Raw genomic sequence first — 13,905 nt, 5'->3', positions numbered from 1 at the left:
TTGGGGCAATCTATGTGCCTAAGGTGTCAGACCCTTCCCGTTAACTTAAAGTATCATCATGTTTGTCTCTTCCAGTAATATTATAGCATAACCACTATTTCGGGAAAATCCTCTTTCGTCCTTAATTGTTGATAAATTCACCTGGGCAAATCTGATTATCGAGATAATGCGCAGGGTCACTACTCATGACCCTGACAATTCGATACCGGTTCTCCTCCTGCTGAACAAGGATAGGAACACCCTGATATTCCATCATCATTTGACCACTGAATTCATTTGCATCTGTTGGAAATACAAGATCATTGGGAACCACTGTATAAAGGATCATTGTACTAACCCCTCTTGTTGATCCGATTGCTTTTTCATCTCAATTAACTCATTAATCTTTTTAATGGCTGTCCCAATGCCCCCGATTCCATCTATCAGGCCGTATTCGACAGCATCGTCACCGACTACATTCGTACCGATATCCCGAGTAAGGTTACCTTTTGCAAACATCAGGTCTTTAAATTGTTCTTCCGATATATTGCTGTGCTTGGTTACGAAACTAACTACCCGATCCTGCATTTTATCCAAGTACTCGAAAGTCTGTGGTACGCCGATCACCAATCCAGTCAATCGGACCGGGTGGATTGTCATTGTAGCGGTGCTCGCAATGTACGAGAAATCGCATGATACGGCAATCGGCACACCGATGCTATGTCCTCCACCCAACACAACAGATACTGTAGGTTTAGAGAGTGAAGCAATCATCTCAGAAATGGCGAGTCCCGCTTCCACGTCTCCCCCTACCGTATTTAATATGACCACCAATCCCTCTATCTTGGGATTTTGCTCAATGGCTACGAGCTGAGGAATAACATGCTCATACTTCGTTGTTTTATTTTGTGGCGGAAGCTGCATATGCCCTTCTATTTGTCCTACAATCGTCAAGCAATGGATATTGGAATCCTGAGAGAGTTGCGGGACATTCGTTTGCCCTAATTGCTGTATCTTTTCCATTAATCCTGATGGTTTATCTTTATTATCATCCTGGCCTTTATTTGGCTGATCCTGCATACGCCCATGATTTAGTTCCATGAAAACATCTCCTTTTCATTCCATTCTCTTGTTATTATTTTAATAAGGGGGTGTTTTCATACTTTATACTTTGGAATCAAACAAAAAACGGAGGCTATCTGTTAGAAACAAATAGCCTCACGCATTAAACTTCCATGATGATCGGTAAAATCATTGGTCTTCTTCGCGTTTTATTGAATAAATAGTAATTGAGCTGATCTCTGATATCTTGTTTAATGGTTGTCCATTCAAATGAACCTTTTTGCAGATAGGAATGTACTACATCCGTTACGATACCTCCAGCTCCTTCAATCAATTCTTCTGATTCCCTCACGTAAACGAAGCCTCGTGATATAATTTCAGGACCTGACACAATCGATTTAGATCTGCGGTTGATCGTCACTACGACCGTAAAGACACCGTCTTCAGATAATAGTTTACGGTCGCGAAGGACGATATTCCCAACGTCCCCTACACCAATTCCATCGATTAACACATTCCCGGCCTGCACCCGGCCGCTCATTCTCATCTTACCGTCCTTGTATTGAAGCACATCACCTTTATCCAAAATGAAAATTTGCTTATAAGGAAGACCGATGTCGTGAGCGATCTGGCTATGCGCCACCAGCATTTTATATTCCCCTTGAATAGGAATGAAATACTTCGGCTTCATGATATTCAACATAAACTTTAGATCTTCCTGACTCCCATGCCCTGATACATGAACCTTCTTATTAGCGGTCAAGACGTTCGCTCCTGCTCTATAAAGCATGTCAATTGTCTTTCCTGCAATGACTTCCATGCCAGGCGAAGGTGAAGCCGTAATAAGGACTGTATCACCCTCTTCGATATTCACAAGACGATGGGAGCGTTTTGACATCCGCTGCAAGGCTTCAAACGGTTCTCCTTGTGTTCCGGTGGCGATGATGACGACTTCATCTTTAGGATGGTCACCAATCTCATCCATGCCGATGATCATCTCATCCCGGACGTGAAGATAGCCTAATTTCAATGCTATATCATATACTCTCTTCAAACTCTTACCCACTACGACCACTTTACGATTATTTTGATCTGCAGCATCAAACACTTGCTGTAGTCGAATTAAATTAGATGCAAAGCAAGCTACAATCACTCTACCGGATGCCATTCGTAAAGCGTCTGTTATATGTTGTTCAATGACGGCCTCTGAGGTTGTGTAGCCGGGTCTCTCCGCTTCTTTGCTGTCAGACAACAAACATAGCACCCCTTTTTCACCGATTTGAGCCATTTTGCCTAAATCCGGTCGATAAAGGTGTTTAGCAGATTGATCAAATTTGAATTCCCCGGTATGTACGATGACTCCTTCGGATGTATGTATACATACACCAACAGAATCCGGAATACTATGTGTGGTTTTAAAGAACGTTACATTCACTCCATCGAAAGTCAGGTGGCTATCAGAGTGAATCGTATAGAATTTCACATCTTCCTTGACATTTTCATCCTTCAATCGTGCCTTAACAAGAGCATTCGTTAAACGGGTGCCGTAAACAGGTGCTTTAATCTTATTTAGTACGTATGAAATCGCTCCAATACTATCCTCATGTCCATGAGTCAAAAAGATCCCTTTCACACGTTCTTTATTTTCGATCAAGTATTGAATGTCAGGAATGACGATATCAATTCCGAGCATTTCATTTTCAGGGAACATCAGCCCCGCGTCAACCACGAAAATCTCATGATCCACTTCGATCACGTACATGTTCTTACCGATTTCTCCTACTCCTCCGAGCGGTATGATCTTTATACTTTCATTCTTTGTCTTACTCACGTTATGTCCTCCTATGCTGTGCCTTTCCCGATCTTTAATCAGTTACGTTTATTATACTTGATAATTTTTTGGGAGTACAACCAATTTTATCCTACCTATAATAAAATTAGGAAAAAGACTGCATTCAATTTTACTACATTACTATTTCGATACTACATGACTAAATCCTTCTTCTTTAAAAATAAATTAATCTATTACTGATTTTAGTGCCTTTTCCTGTCTAAAATAAAAGACTGTGAAGGATGGCCTTCACAGTCTTTTACTTAAGATAATACTTGTAATAATTGAGACAGCTTTGCTCTTTCCACTTCTGTGAGTGGAATTAATGGTAAGCGGACAGATCCAACGTCCAGACCCTTCATCTGCAGGGCAGTTTTAACCGGAGTTGGGTTTGGGCTGGCAAATAACCCTTTCATGACCGGAAGAAGCTTTTGATGCAGACCGGCTGCCGTTAAATGATTTCCACTTGTAAACGCAGCAACCATCTCTTGCATTTCGTTTCCGATGATATGAGAGGCAACAGACACGATTCCAGTTCCACCTATTGACAACACAGGGAGAGTAAGTCCGTCATCACCACTGTATAGCATAAAGTCGTCTGATGTATGTGAAATGATTTCAGTCATGCTATCCAAGTCACCGCTTGCTTCTTTAACAGCTACAATGTTTTCAATCTCTGATAATCGAATGATGGTATCCGGAGAAACATTGACGCTTGAACGTCCAGGGATATTATACAGCATGACAGGTAAGGTTGTTGATTCAGCAATCGCCTTGAAATGCTGGAATAGCCCTTCCTGACTCGGCTTATTATAGTATGGAGCCACCAGCATGATGGCATCTACGCCTGCCTCTACCGCCTTTTTGGTAAGCTCGATTGAGGCGTGGGTGTTATTGCTCCCCGTTCCTGCAATAACAGGTACTCTTCCGTTTACTACTTTTACAACATGTCGAAATAAAGCAATCTTTTCTTCTTTTGTTAAAGTCGGAGACTCACCTGTGGTCCCGGCTACTACTAACGAATCTGATCCATTTTCAATCAGATATTGAATTAATTGGGTCGTCTTGGTGAAATCGATATTTCCTTTGCGGTCAAATGGGGTAACCATCGCCGTAGAAACGCGGCCAAAATTCAATCTTGTCACTCTCCTCTTAAGTTTATCCTATCCTGAATGTAGCGGTTCTCTCTTGTAGTTGAAACGTATCATGAAGTGCATTTATCGCATTAATCAGGTCCATCTCTTTCACCAGAACCCAAATAGTCGTATGACTATCTGCTGACTGGAGGATTCGAATTCCTTCGTTGGACAGAGAAGATACGATGGCTGAAGTCACACCTGGAACACCCGTCATCCCGGCTCCCACTACTGAAATCTTAGCACATTCTGACTCGACAATAGGTTTATGACCTATTTTATTCAGAACCGATATCGCACCTTCAGCCAGGGATGATGCAACAGTGTAAACAACTCCCCGTGGCGAGATGTTAATGAAGTCAACACTGATTCCTTCTTTAGCCATCGCTTTAAAGACTTCAGCTTGCAGATTGTATTGGTCTTCCTTCGCGAATACTTTTATTTGCGTAAGGTTCGGTACATGGGCTATTCCTGTTACGGGATGACTCCGGAATTCTTTGTGTGCTTTTGTATTTTCAAGTGTAGTCACAAGCGTCCCTTCACCCTTTGAATAAGTAGAACGAATCCGGATTGGAACATTTGAATTCATCGCAATTTCAACTGCTCTTGGATGAATCACCTTTGCTCCCTGATATGCCATATTACATACTTCATTATAAGAAACAACCGTAATAGGTCTAGCTTTCGATGATATGCGGGGATCGGCAGTCATGACCCCTTCAACATCGGTGAAGATATCGATGAATTCAGCTTTTAATGCCACTCCTAATGCAGAAGCCGAAGTATCACTTCCCCCTCTGCCTATCGTGGTGACATCACCATCTTTCGTTGCACCTTGAAAGCCGGCTACCACCACTGCATCGTGTTCTTCAAGCTCTTTGACCAAACGGCTGCATCTCATTTCCAAAATTTTCGCATTGTTAAAATCATTATTAGTCCGGAATCCGGCTTGAGCCCCAGTTAAAGCGGTTGACCGGATTCCATGCTCAAGAAGCATGTTAGAGAAGACCAGACTGGAAATGATTTCTCCACAAGATAATAATAAGTCTTGCTCTCGCTTACTTATTGAAGTATTTCTGCCACCGATAAGGGATAATAGGGAGTCAGTAGCGTAAGGTTCACCTTTTCTTCCCATAGCTGAAACGACTACCACCACTTTATACCCCTTATCAATCGCTTGCTTTGTGTGGGCAAGCGCCTTTAAGCGACTTGCCTCATCACGTACAGACGTTCCACCAAATTTTTGTACGATCACTTTCATGACTACACCTCATTGTCATATGTTCAAGAGGTATGTGAGAACGATTAGTGGAAATAAGTAGATCTATAGCTGCAATGGTCCCTCTTCGTTATTTAATTATACCAAGTTTCATTAGACTTTCTGCGATTTGAACTGAGTTCCAAGCCGCTCCCTTAAGTAAGTTGTCAGACACAACCCACATATGGAAGCCCTTGTCTTCATCAAGATCTTTACGCACCCTGCCGACAAATACATCCGGCTTTCCTACTGCATGTGCAGGCATCGGATAAATCTGTTCTTCCGGGACGTCTTCTAAAGTTACTCCAGGAGCGTCTTTTAACAGTGAGTGGATATCATTCACGGTTACAGAACCCTTCTCAATTTCAATATATACACTTTCTGAGTGACCTGTTACAACAGGTAACCTTACGCATGTTGCCGATACCTTTAATGACGGCATATGCATAATTTTCTTTGTTTCATTGATCATTTTCATTTCTTCAAAAGTAAAGCCATTTTCCTGGAATTTATCAATCTGAGGAATGGCGTTATACGCTATCTGATAATGCTTTTTATCCCCTTTTACAGGTAGCACACTTGGCTCAAACGATTCACCGGACAATATGGCTTGTGATTGCTCGTGAAGCTCATCGATGGCCACTGCACCTGCCCCTGAAACGGCTTGATAGGTTGACACGATTACTTTCGATAAACCATATTGTTTACGAACCGGTTCAAGTGCTGCCACCATCTGGATCGTAGAACAGTTAGGATTCGCAATGATTCCATTATGAAGTTTGATATCTTCTTCGTTCACCTCTGGAACAACAAGAGGAACATCTGGATCCATTCGGTATGCACTTGTATTGTCGACGACGATAGCTCCACGTTTAACGGCTTCAGGAGCAAGAAGTTTGGATACACTACCCCCTGCACTAAATAAAGCAATGTCTACCCCTTCAAAACTTTCGGGCTTAGCTTCTTCAACCGTCCATTCTTTCCCTTTAAAGGTAACGGTGGACCCGGCTGAACGGGCCGAAGACAATAATGTCAATTGTTTTATTGGAAAGTCCCTTTTTTCTAGTGTTTGTAGCATCTGTTGTCCAACTGCACCTGTGGCACCGACAACCGCTACATGTAATCCCATTGTATTCAAAATCTTCTCTCCTTCCAACCATTCAGTATTCTCATAGTAGGTATACCTTTTAGTCTATTACTATAATAAAGAATATTTTAACATAAACAATTATTCGACAATAGGGAATTTTATATTTATGCCTTGATTATTTATAAAACATTAAATATTTATACATGAAAAGAAGGCCATCTTAACAGTGCAAGTTGATAGCCTTCTCCGTCTATTAATCTAAATATCTTTCGATTACAACAGGCTGAAGCTGTCTTCCTTCTATAGCCGCTTCTATCGTTTCCTGAATCAGCGTCATTCTGGCTACCATTGATTTCGGTTTGCTTTCAGGTGCATCCTGACCAAATGGGATAAAATAAATATCTTTGGTTGAAATTAATCTCATTAGGTTTACACCGTTTAAGCCAAGAGCATCATTTGTCGATATCCCCAGTACTACAGGACGGTGATTACGAAGAGTCGCTTTAGCAGCCATCAACACTGGAGAATCTGTCATTGCATTTGCGAATTTGCTCATTGAATTTCCTGTAAGGGGAGCGATCACCATACAATCCAATGGAATTTTAGGACCGAGTGGTTCTGCCTTTACGATTGAATCGATCACCCTATGACCCGTAACGTCTTCAATTCGCTTAATCCAGTCTTCTCCTTTACCGAATCTCGTTTCCGTATTCATAACAGTTGAAGTCACAATCGGCATCACTTCTGCTCCGTTATTCACTAATCGTTCAATTTCCGGGAATACGGCATCATACGTACAATGAGAACCTGTCAGACCAAACCCGATTCGTTTTCCTTTCACACTCATGATGAACTCTCCTTTCCTAAATCAAGATCTTCCTCTAACAATTGACAAAGTACATTGGCGAGTATCTGGCCAGCTGTCTTAGGTGCCACGATCCCTGGCAATCCCGGGGCTAACAATGCTTTAATTCCCCGTTTTTCTGCATAACGAAAATCTGTACCCCCAGGCTTTGAAGCCAAATCGATGATTAATGTATGAGCCGGCATTTTGGCTATTACAGCAGCCTTCACTATATGCACTGGAATTGTGTTAATACATATATCACAATTCTCAACCTCTTTTTCTAAGTTATCTAAGTGGAATGGCTCTAAGCCCATTTCAGTCACCCTGGCCAGATGCTCACTTTTCCGGGCACCAACCTTGACCTTTCCGCCTAAATGATGAAACGTTCTAGCTACACTCATACCTACCCTACCCAGACCCAATATGACAATCGTAGATCCATGAATCGTAAAGTCTGTATGTTGAATAGCCATCATAATCGTTCCCTCTACTGTAGGAATAGAATTATAAATGGCAACATCGTCTCTCTCAAACAGCTGAACAAGTTCCCGATTCGTTGAAGACATTATTTCATCCAAATACTTATTACTAATTCCTGAATAGATCGTACAGTGCTCTGGCGTCTGAGACACAACTTCTTCTGTTAAAACGATTTTCTCATTGGAAAAAATCGTATCAATTTCTCCTTGTAGATTCGTGCCGGGTACAGGTAAGATTATGGCATCAATAATTGAAAAGTCCACTTCACTCAGCTTTTCTTTCGTAGCCCCTGTAAAGGCATGATCTAGTTGTTCAAAACCTACGAGTGAGATTTTTGCATCCAACTCAGTAAGCTTCCGAATAATCTCAAGTTGACGAGCATCTCCGCCTAGAACTGCGATCTGCATTCCGGTCAGCATCACTGATTTCACCTACTTTTTACATAATCGCTATTCTAAATCCCTTTTCACTTCAACAGTGTATGTTGCACATACCTAATGGGTGAGAAGAAAAGCAGGTAGAGACTGTCTAGAATGTGGGATTGTTTTGGTAAAGGAGCGGATGTAAGAGGACAGGACGGGATAATAGTCGTAGACAAATTTCATTCAGATGGTACTATATGTATCTTCCTATTTCACTGACTCCTTCCAGCGTTTTCGAGAGGGACATCTTATTTAATTGCAAGGCCAAATAAAAAAACGGGGTGGCCCCGTTTCAATTGATGTTCTATTTCGTTATTCATTCGATACTTCCAGAATGATCATATCCGCTCCGATTGTTCTGATTTGATGCCAAGGTACCCGGATTTCCCCGCCTTGCTTTCGCAGCCATTTACCGGTCGGAATGATAAGCGCATTTATGCTTCCAGACTTATCATTGAATTCAAGATCGGTTTGCCCAAGAATTCCAAGACGTTCTGCTTTTTTATAATCGACTATTTCTTTTCCGCTTAACTCGCTTAATCTCATGAAGGTTTCCTCCCTAAAAAAGCTCTGTATTACAATGTATACACTGTCCACTTTTTTTAGAAGAAATTCTTCGTTATTTCCATCCGATGTGAGGATTCATTCAAAAAAACTCTTTTCGTAAAGCTTGTTGTTATTTTAGAGAAGAAAGTAATATTTGATTTGCTCGCTTTCCGCGTGGTTCCCGCAGGAGTCCATCATCCTTCCGCTGCAATCAACTTACTGAGCATGTATCCTTGAAACAAATCAATAAATACAATGGCGGTGAGCCTGCTCTGCTTCGCCTGTGGGGTCTCACCTGTCCAGCTAAATATTTGACAGAGCCTTGCAGAGCTTATGTTAAAAAGCAACAATCTTTGAGAAAAGATCGTTCAAAAAAAAAGCAGACTTAAGCAGTCTGCTTTTTCCTGTTATTTCCTCATATTTTGAGGGAGATTCCCATCCGGACTGATGAGGGATATAGCATAATCATCTTTAAAGATGTCAAGGGCTAACTGATTTACCTTGTCCATCGTAACGCCGTCGATTTCTTCGACAATCTCATCCAGCGTACGGTGGCGTTTTAGTAGCAGCTCATTTTTCCCGTTTCGACTCATCCGGCTATTCGTACTTTCTAAACTCAGCATAAGGTTACCCTTTAATTGCTCTTTGCTGTTTAGTAATTCTTTAGACGTAATACCATCATCTTTCAGTGCTTGCAGGGTGCTATCGATCGTATCAAATAATTGATCTAACTGATTGGCTCCTGTCCCTCCATAAATGGTAACCATCCCGCTATCTTCATATGCGGAATGATAAGAAAACACGGAATACGCAAGTCCTCTTTGTTCGCGAACCTCTTGAAACAGACGGGATGACATACTGCCACCTAACACGTTGTTTAATACGATCAGGTTATAGATGTCCGGATGCCCGATTTGCAGACCGTCAAATCCTAAGCATAAATGGGCTTGTTCTGTATCTTTTTTCCGGGCAAGCTTATTGTTGTGAAAGGCAGGCTTCACACGGTCCTCAGGTCCTTTACCACCTTCATAAGATCCGAATAGCTTCTCGACTTCTTTGATAAAAGTTTCATCCACATTTCCTGCTACAGACACCACTACTTGATCCGGGGTGTACATGTCATGCATGTACTCTTTCAATTTAGCTTGATTGAATGAGTTCAGTGTTTCTTCCGTTCCTAGAATCGGATAGCCAAGTGGATGCTCTTCATAGATCGCCTTGCTTAGTAAGTCATGAACGATATCATCCGGGGTATCTTCATACATTTTAATCTCTTCATACACTACATTTTTTTCTTTATTCAATTCGTCTTCTACATAGGTAGAGTTAAAGAACATATCAGAAAGTGTATGTAATGCATAATCCGCATGATTGTCCAATACTTTTGCATAATAGCAGGTGTATTCCTTTGAAGTAAATGCATTGACCTGTCCGCCGATGCTGTCAAAGGACTCTGCTATTTCACGGGCCGTTTTCGTTTTTGTTCCTTTGAAAAACATATGTTCCAAAAAGTGGGATATCCCGTTGTTTTGTTCCGTTTCATTGCGTGAGCCGGTTCCAATCCAGACCCCAATCGCTACAGAACGAACGTGAGGTATTTCCTCCAGCACGATTGTTAGTCCATTTTGGCATGTATATTTCTTTATCAAGAAATTTCCTCCTATTCATGATGCAAACTTACTGCTTCTTATTACTATTTCCCTGTTCTGACGAATTATCGACGTCTTCCACGATTCTCTCTTCTTTAACCAAGCTTGAGATCGTACCAAGTCTTAAATTTTTTTCTTTTATTTGAAGAATCAACATGTTTAACGAATTGGCCGTAGAAGCTGTCGGGTGCATCAGTACAATAGCTCCCTTGTGCATCTTTCTCATTACACGCTCGATTAACACGCTTGGTTGTGGTTTTTGCCAATCAATCGTATCCACACTCCACATGATCGTTCTCAAATGCATTTCGTCTGCAATATTTATGACTTCCTCCCGGTAGCTACCGCTTGGTGGAGCAAACCACTTCACTTTCTCCCCTGTGGTCACTTCAATTATTTCATTCGTCTTTTTCAATTCTTCTCTTACTTTTGCTGACTCCAATGTTTTCATATCAGGGTGAGAATATGAATGATTTCCCACTTCATGCCCTGCATCTACGATCATCTTCGCTAAGTCCGGGTTATTTTTCACCCATCTCCCCTCTAAAAAGAACGTAGCATATACTTGGTGTTTTTTCAAAGTTGCAAGCATATCCGGGATATATTCATTTCCCCATGCTACATTGATAATAAAGGAGACCATTGGTTTATCCGGATTCCCTCGGTAAACAGGGGAAGCAGGTAAATCAGGTAAGTGCTTTTCAGGAGGGATTTGCTTGTAGATCAGTTTATCTTCATCGAAAGATTTTTGTTTTTTCATATTTTGAAGAGACGCTTCTACATCCACTTTCAAACCATTATATCCTGGTGTAGCTTTCCAAACTGTATCTATTACAGCATCTTGAGCTGGGACTTCCCTCAATTTTGCTTCTTCTTTTATTTTTCGGGTTAGATCATTGGGTTCGCTTACTCCATTCACTTCTAACGATTCTTGTTTTAGTCCTGTCACATACTGATCTGATAATGGATTTTCAACTACAACTAAAGTCAGAATAGCAATTAGACTAATTCCAATCAAGTATTTTCTTTCCATACCTGTCCACCTTCCTTCTCCTAAAAACATATGTTAGTAAAGGAAAAGGTAGAACAAAAGCGAAGGGGCTTTGCCCAGAGGCGACAAGCATAAGACGAAGGTATCGGAAAGGCGCTTTTTGCCTTTTTGATACCTTTGACTTATGACCTCGAGCCTCTAAGCCCCGTAGCTGGATGATATTCGTTCCATTTGTAAAGATAAAAAAAGCCGTCCCGGAGGAGAGTTTGCTCCTTACAGGACAGCCTGCCAATCTCAAAAGATTATGCCTGGTTTTGTTCTTCTTTTTCACGCTGCTCTTTAAGAACGGCTTTTCTAGACAAGTTGACTCTACCCTGGTTATCAATGTCAAGAACCTTAACAAGGATCTCATCGCCGATCGCTACCACATCTTCAACTTTGCGAATACGCTCTTCTGCAAGTTCAGAAATGTGGACCAGTCCATCTTTACCGCTGAAGATTTCTACAAATGCACCGAATTTTTCAATTCGTTTTACTTTCCCGAGGTACATTTGTCCAGCTTCAACTTCTCTTACTATATCTTCAATTGTTTTCTTAGCAACTTTGTTCATCTCTTCATCAGTAGAAGAAATGAAGATTGTTCCGTCTTGCTCAATATCAATTTTAACGCCTGTTTCGTCGATGATTTTATTGATTTGTTTACCACTTGGTCCAATAACATCACGGATCTTATCAGGGTTAATATGCATGGTTAAAATTTTCGGTGCATATTGAGAAAGGCTGGTTCTTGCTTCACCGATTGTTGCTAACATGCTATCAAGGATCTGCATTCTTCCTTTTTTCGCTTGTTGAAGTGCTTCTTCAAGAATTTCTCGGGATAGCCCATCAATTTTGATATCCATTTGAAGAGCGGTTACACCTTTAGAAGTCCCGGCTACTTTAAAGTCCATGTCACCCAGGTGATCTTCCATCCCTTGAATATCCGTTAAGATGGAATAGTTTTCACCAGATTTGATCAGACCCATGGCGATTCCTGCTACAGGTGCTTTAATAGGAACACCGGCATCCATCATCGCTAATGTACTTGCACAGATACTTGCTTGGGAAGTTGAACCATTTGATTCAAGTACTTCGGAAACAAGGCGGATTGTATACGGGAAGTCTTTCTCGTTTGGAATAATCGGATCCAAGGCTTTTTCTCCCAGTGCTCCATGTCCGATTTCACGACGACCTGGTCCTCTGATCGGGCCCGTTTCCCCTACACTGAATTGAGGGAAATTGTAATGATGCATGAATCGTTTTGATTCCTCAATTCCTAGACCATCAAGAACTTGGACATCTCCTAAAGCACCTAATGTACAAATGCTTAGTGCTTGAGTTTGCCCACGTGTGAACAGTCCTGAACCATGTGTTCTTGGTAATAAACCAACCTCGGAAGAAAGTGGACGAATCTCATCGACTTTACGGCCATCAGGACGGACTTTATCTTCCGTAATCAGGCGACGAACTTCATTTTTCACAAGCTTGTCTAATACCTTTTTCACTTGCTTCAGTGTAGCTTCATCGGCTTCCTTCTCTTCTTCATAAACAGCCATCACTTTTTTCTTAACCGCTTTAATTGCTTCTTCACGGGCATGTTTTTCCTGAACTTGAATCGCAGGGATCAGTTCGGTTTCACATATTGAACGAACCTCCGCTTCAACGGCTTGATCAAGTTCAACAAGTTGAATTTCTGATTTTTCTTTACCGACTTTAGCAACAATGTCCTCTTGGAAAGCGACTAAGCGCTTTATTTCTTCATGACCAAACATGATTGCCTCAAGCATTGTCTCTTCCGGTACTTCATCTGCACCTGCTTCAACCATGTTGATGGCATCTTTCGTACCGGCAACAGATAAATGAATCTCACTTTTCTCCAGCTGCTCCACTGATGGGTTAATAATAAATTCACCATCAATCAGACCAACTATAACTCCAGCAATCGGACCCTCAAATGGGATATCAGAAACAGAAAGTGCCAGTGAAGATCCGAACATAGCTGCCATTTCAGATGAACAGTTTTGGTCTACACTCATCACTATACTGATTACTTGTACTTCATTACGGAATCCATCTGCGAACAATGGACGGATAGGACGGTCGATTAAACGGCTTGCCAGGATCGCTTTTTCACTTGGGCGTCCTTCACGTTTAATAAATCCTCCTGGGATTTTACCAACAGCATATAATCTTTCTTCATAATTCACAGTAAGTGGGAAGAAATCTAATGGTTTTGGCTCTTTTGAAGCTGTTGCACTACTTAATACCGCAGTATCTCCGTAGCGTACCATTACCGCTCCATTGGCTTGTTTGGCAAATTGGCCTACTTCGACCGTTAATTCTCTTCCTGCCCATTCAATGGAAAAGATTTGTTTAGTTTGTTCCATAAAGTGTGCCCCTCTCTTTATATATCACTAAAGGGTTCGGCCTGTACCCAACCCGGATAAATATTGTAAATAAACTATTCTATATCATGCACATTTGTGCCGTTATATTCGTTTGGATGAATAACATAAGGAACTATGTAAATATAGCATGTTCTCTCAATGGAAAGTTCTATTTACTCGCATTAAGG

General features: G+C 41.3%; 12 protein-coding genes. All 12 read right to left on the bottom strand.

What is annotated here, in order from left to right; all coding sequences use genetic code 11:
* Window positions 1-121 precede the first annotated feature (121 nt).
* The 12 genes from ACOSV2_RS03375 to pnp all read right to left on the bottom strand — a co-directional run bounded on the left by ACOSV2_RS03375 (window position 122) and on the right by pnp (window position 13,717).
* Entirely contained in the window at window positions 122-328 is a 207-nt protein-coding gene (locus ACOSV2_RS03375) for a YlzJ-like family protein (RefSeq protein ID WP_113968171.1), read from the bottom strand.
* Window positions 325-1,059, bottom strand: a complete 735-nt coding sequence (locus ACOSV2_RS03370; protein WP_113968458.1) for a ClpP family protease — start codon at window positions 1,057-1,059, stop codon at window positions 325-327. Before ACOSV2_RS03370 ends, ACOSV2_RS03375 begins: the two co-directional genes overlap by 4 nt.
* 145 nt (window positions 1,060-1,204) lie before the next feature.
* Entirely contained in the window at window positions 1,205-2,872 is a 1,668-nt protein-coding gene (locus ACOSV2_RS03365; RefSeq protein WP_428973905.1) for a ribonuclease J, read from the bottom strand.
* 263 nt (window positions 2,873-3,135) lie between these two features.
* Window positions 3,136-4,008, bottom strand: a complete 873-nt coding sequence (gene dapA, locus ACOSV2_RS03360) for a 4-hydroxy-tetrahydrodipicolinate synthase (RefSeq protein ID WP_428974277.1) — start codon at window positions 4,006-4,008, stop codon at window positions 3,136-3,138.
* 22 nt (window positions 4,009-4,030) lie between these two features.
* Entirely contained in the window at window positions 4,031-5,269 is a 1,239-nt protein-coding gene (gene dapG / locus ACOSV2_RS03355; RefSeq protein ID WP_428973904.1) for an aspartate kinase, read from the bottom strand.
* 88 nt (window positions 5,270-5,357) lie between these two features.
* Window positions 5,358-6,395 (bottom strand): aspartate-semialdehyde dehydrogenase, encoded by a 1,038-nt coding sequence (gene asd / locus ACOSV2_RS03350; RefSeq protein ID WP_428974276.1) that lies wholly within the window; start codon window positions 6,393-6,395, stop codon window positions 5,358-5,360.
* Between the two features lie 214 nt (window positions 6,396-6,609).
* A complete protein-coding gene (locus tag ACOSV2_RS03345) occupies window positions 6,610-7,203 on the bottom strand; it encodes a dipicolinate synthase subunit B (RefSeq protein WP_113968175.1) in 594 nt (197 codons plus the stop codon).
* Window positions 7,200-8,102, bottom strand: a complete 903-nt coding sequence (gene dpaA, locus ACOSV2_RS03340; protein WP_113968176.1) for a dipicolinic acid synthetase subunit A — start codon at window positions 8,100-8,102, stop codon at window positions 7,200-7,202. The genes ACOSV2_RS03345 and dpaA overlap by 4 nt, the downstream gene beginning before the upstream one ends.
* Before the next feature lie 315 nt (window positions 8,103-8,417).
* Window positions 8,418-8,651: a YlmC/YmxH family sporulation protein gene (locus ACOSV2_RS03335; protein ID WP_113968177.1), complete on the bottom strand. Its 234-nt coding sequence runs from the start codon at window positions 8,649-8,651 to the stop codon at window positions 8,418-8,420.
* A gap of 407 nt (window positions 8,652-9,058) precedes the next feature.
* Window positions 9,059-10,300 (bottom strand): M16 family metallopeptidase, encoded by a 1,242-nt coding sequence (locus ACOSV2_RS03330; protein ID WP_428973903.1) that lies wholly within the window; start codon window positions 10,298-10,300, stop codon window positions 9,059-9,061.
* Window positions 10,301-10,328: 28 nt separating this feature from the next.
* Window positions 10,329-11,333, bottom strand: a complete 1,005-nt coding sequence (locus ACOSV2_RS03325; protein ID WP_428973902.1) for a polysaccharide deacetylase family protein — start codon at window positions 11,331-11,333, stop codon at window positions 10,329-10,331.
* A gap of 260 nt (window positions 11,334-11,593) precedes the next feature.
* A complete protein-coding gene (gene pnp, locus ACOSV2_RS03320; protein ID WP_428973901.1) occupies window positions 11,594-13,717 on the bottom strand; it encodes a polyribonucleotide nucleotidyltransferase in 2,124 nt (707 codons plus the stop codon).
* Between the last annotated feature and the right edge of the window lie 188 nt (window positions 13,718-13,905).

It is taken from the genome of Rossellomorea sp. DUT-2 (assembly GCF_052665285.1).
The sequence above is the reverse complement of the archived record's forward strand: the minus strand, read 5'-3'. Positions and strand labels throughout refer to the sequence as shown.

What these genes read in the sequence shown, in the direction of transcription:
- pnp (WP_428973901.1), bottom strand. Translation starts at nt 13,717, where the DNA reads ATGGAACAAACTAAACAAATCTTTTCCATTGAATGGGCAGGAAGAGAA.
- ACOSV2_RS03375 (WP_113968171.1), bottom strand. Translation starts at nt 328, where the DNA reads ATGATCCTTTATACAGTGGTTCCCAATGATCTTGTATTTCCAACAGAT.
- ACOSV2_RS03370 (WP_113968458.1), bottom strand. Translation starts at nt 1,059, where the DNA reads ATGCAGGATCAGCCAAATAAAGGCCAGGATGATAATAAAGATAAACCA.
- dapG (WP_428973904.1), bottom strand. Translation starts at nt 5,269, where the DNA reads ATGAAAGTGATCGTACAAAAATTTGGTGGAACGTCTGTACGTGATGAG.
- asd (WP_428974276.1), bottom strand. Translation starts at nt 6,395, where the DNA reads ATGGGATTACATGTAGCGGTTGTCGGTGCCACAGGTGCAGTTGGACAA.
- ACOSV2_RS03325 (WP_428973902.1), bottom strand. Translation starts at nt 11,333, where the DNA reads ATGGAAAGAAAATACTTGATTGGAATTAGTCTAATTGCTATTCTGACT.
- ACOSV2_RS03345 (WP_113968175.1), bottom strand. Translation starts at nt 7,203, where the DNA reads ATGAGTGTGAAAGGAAAACGAATCGGGTTTGGTCTGACAGGTTCTCAT.
- dpaA (WP_113968176.1), bottom strand. Translation starts at nt 8,102, where the DNA reads ATGCTGACCGGAATGCAGATCGCAGTTCTAGGCGGAGATGCTCGTCAA.
- ACOSV2_RS03335 (WP_113968177.1), bottom strand. Translation starts at nt 8,651, where the DNA reads ATGAGATTAAGCGAGTTAAGCGGAAAAGAAATAGTCGATTATAAAAAA.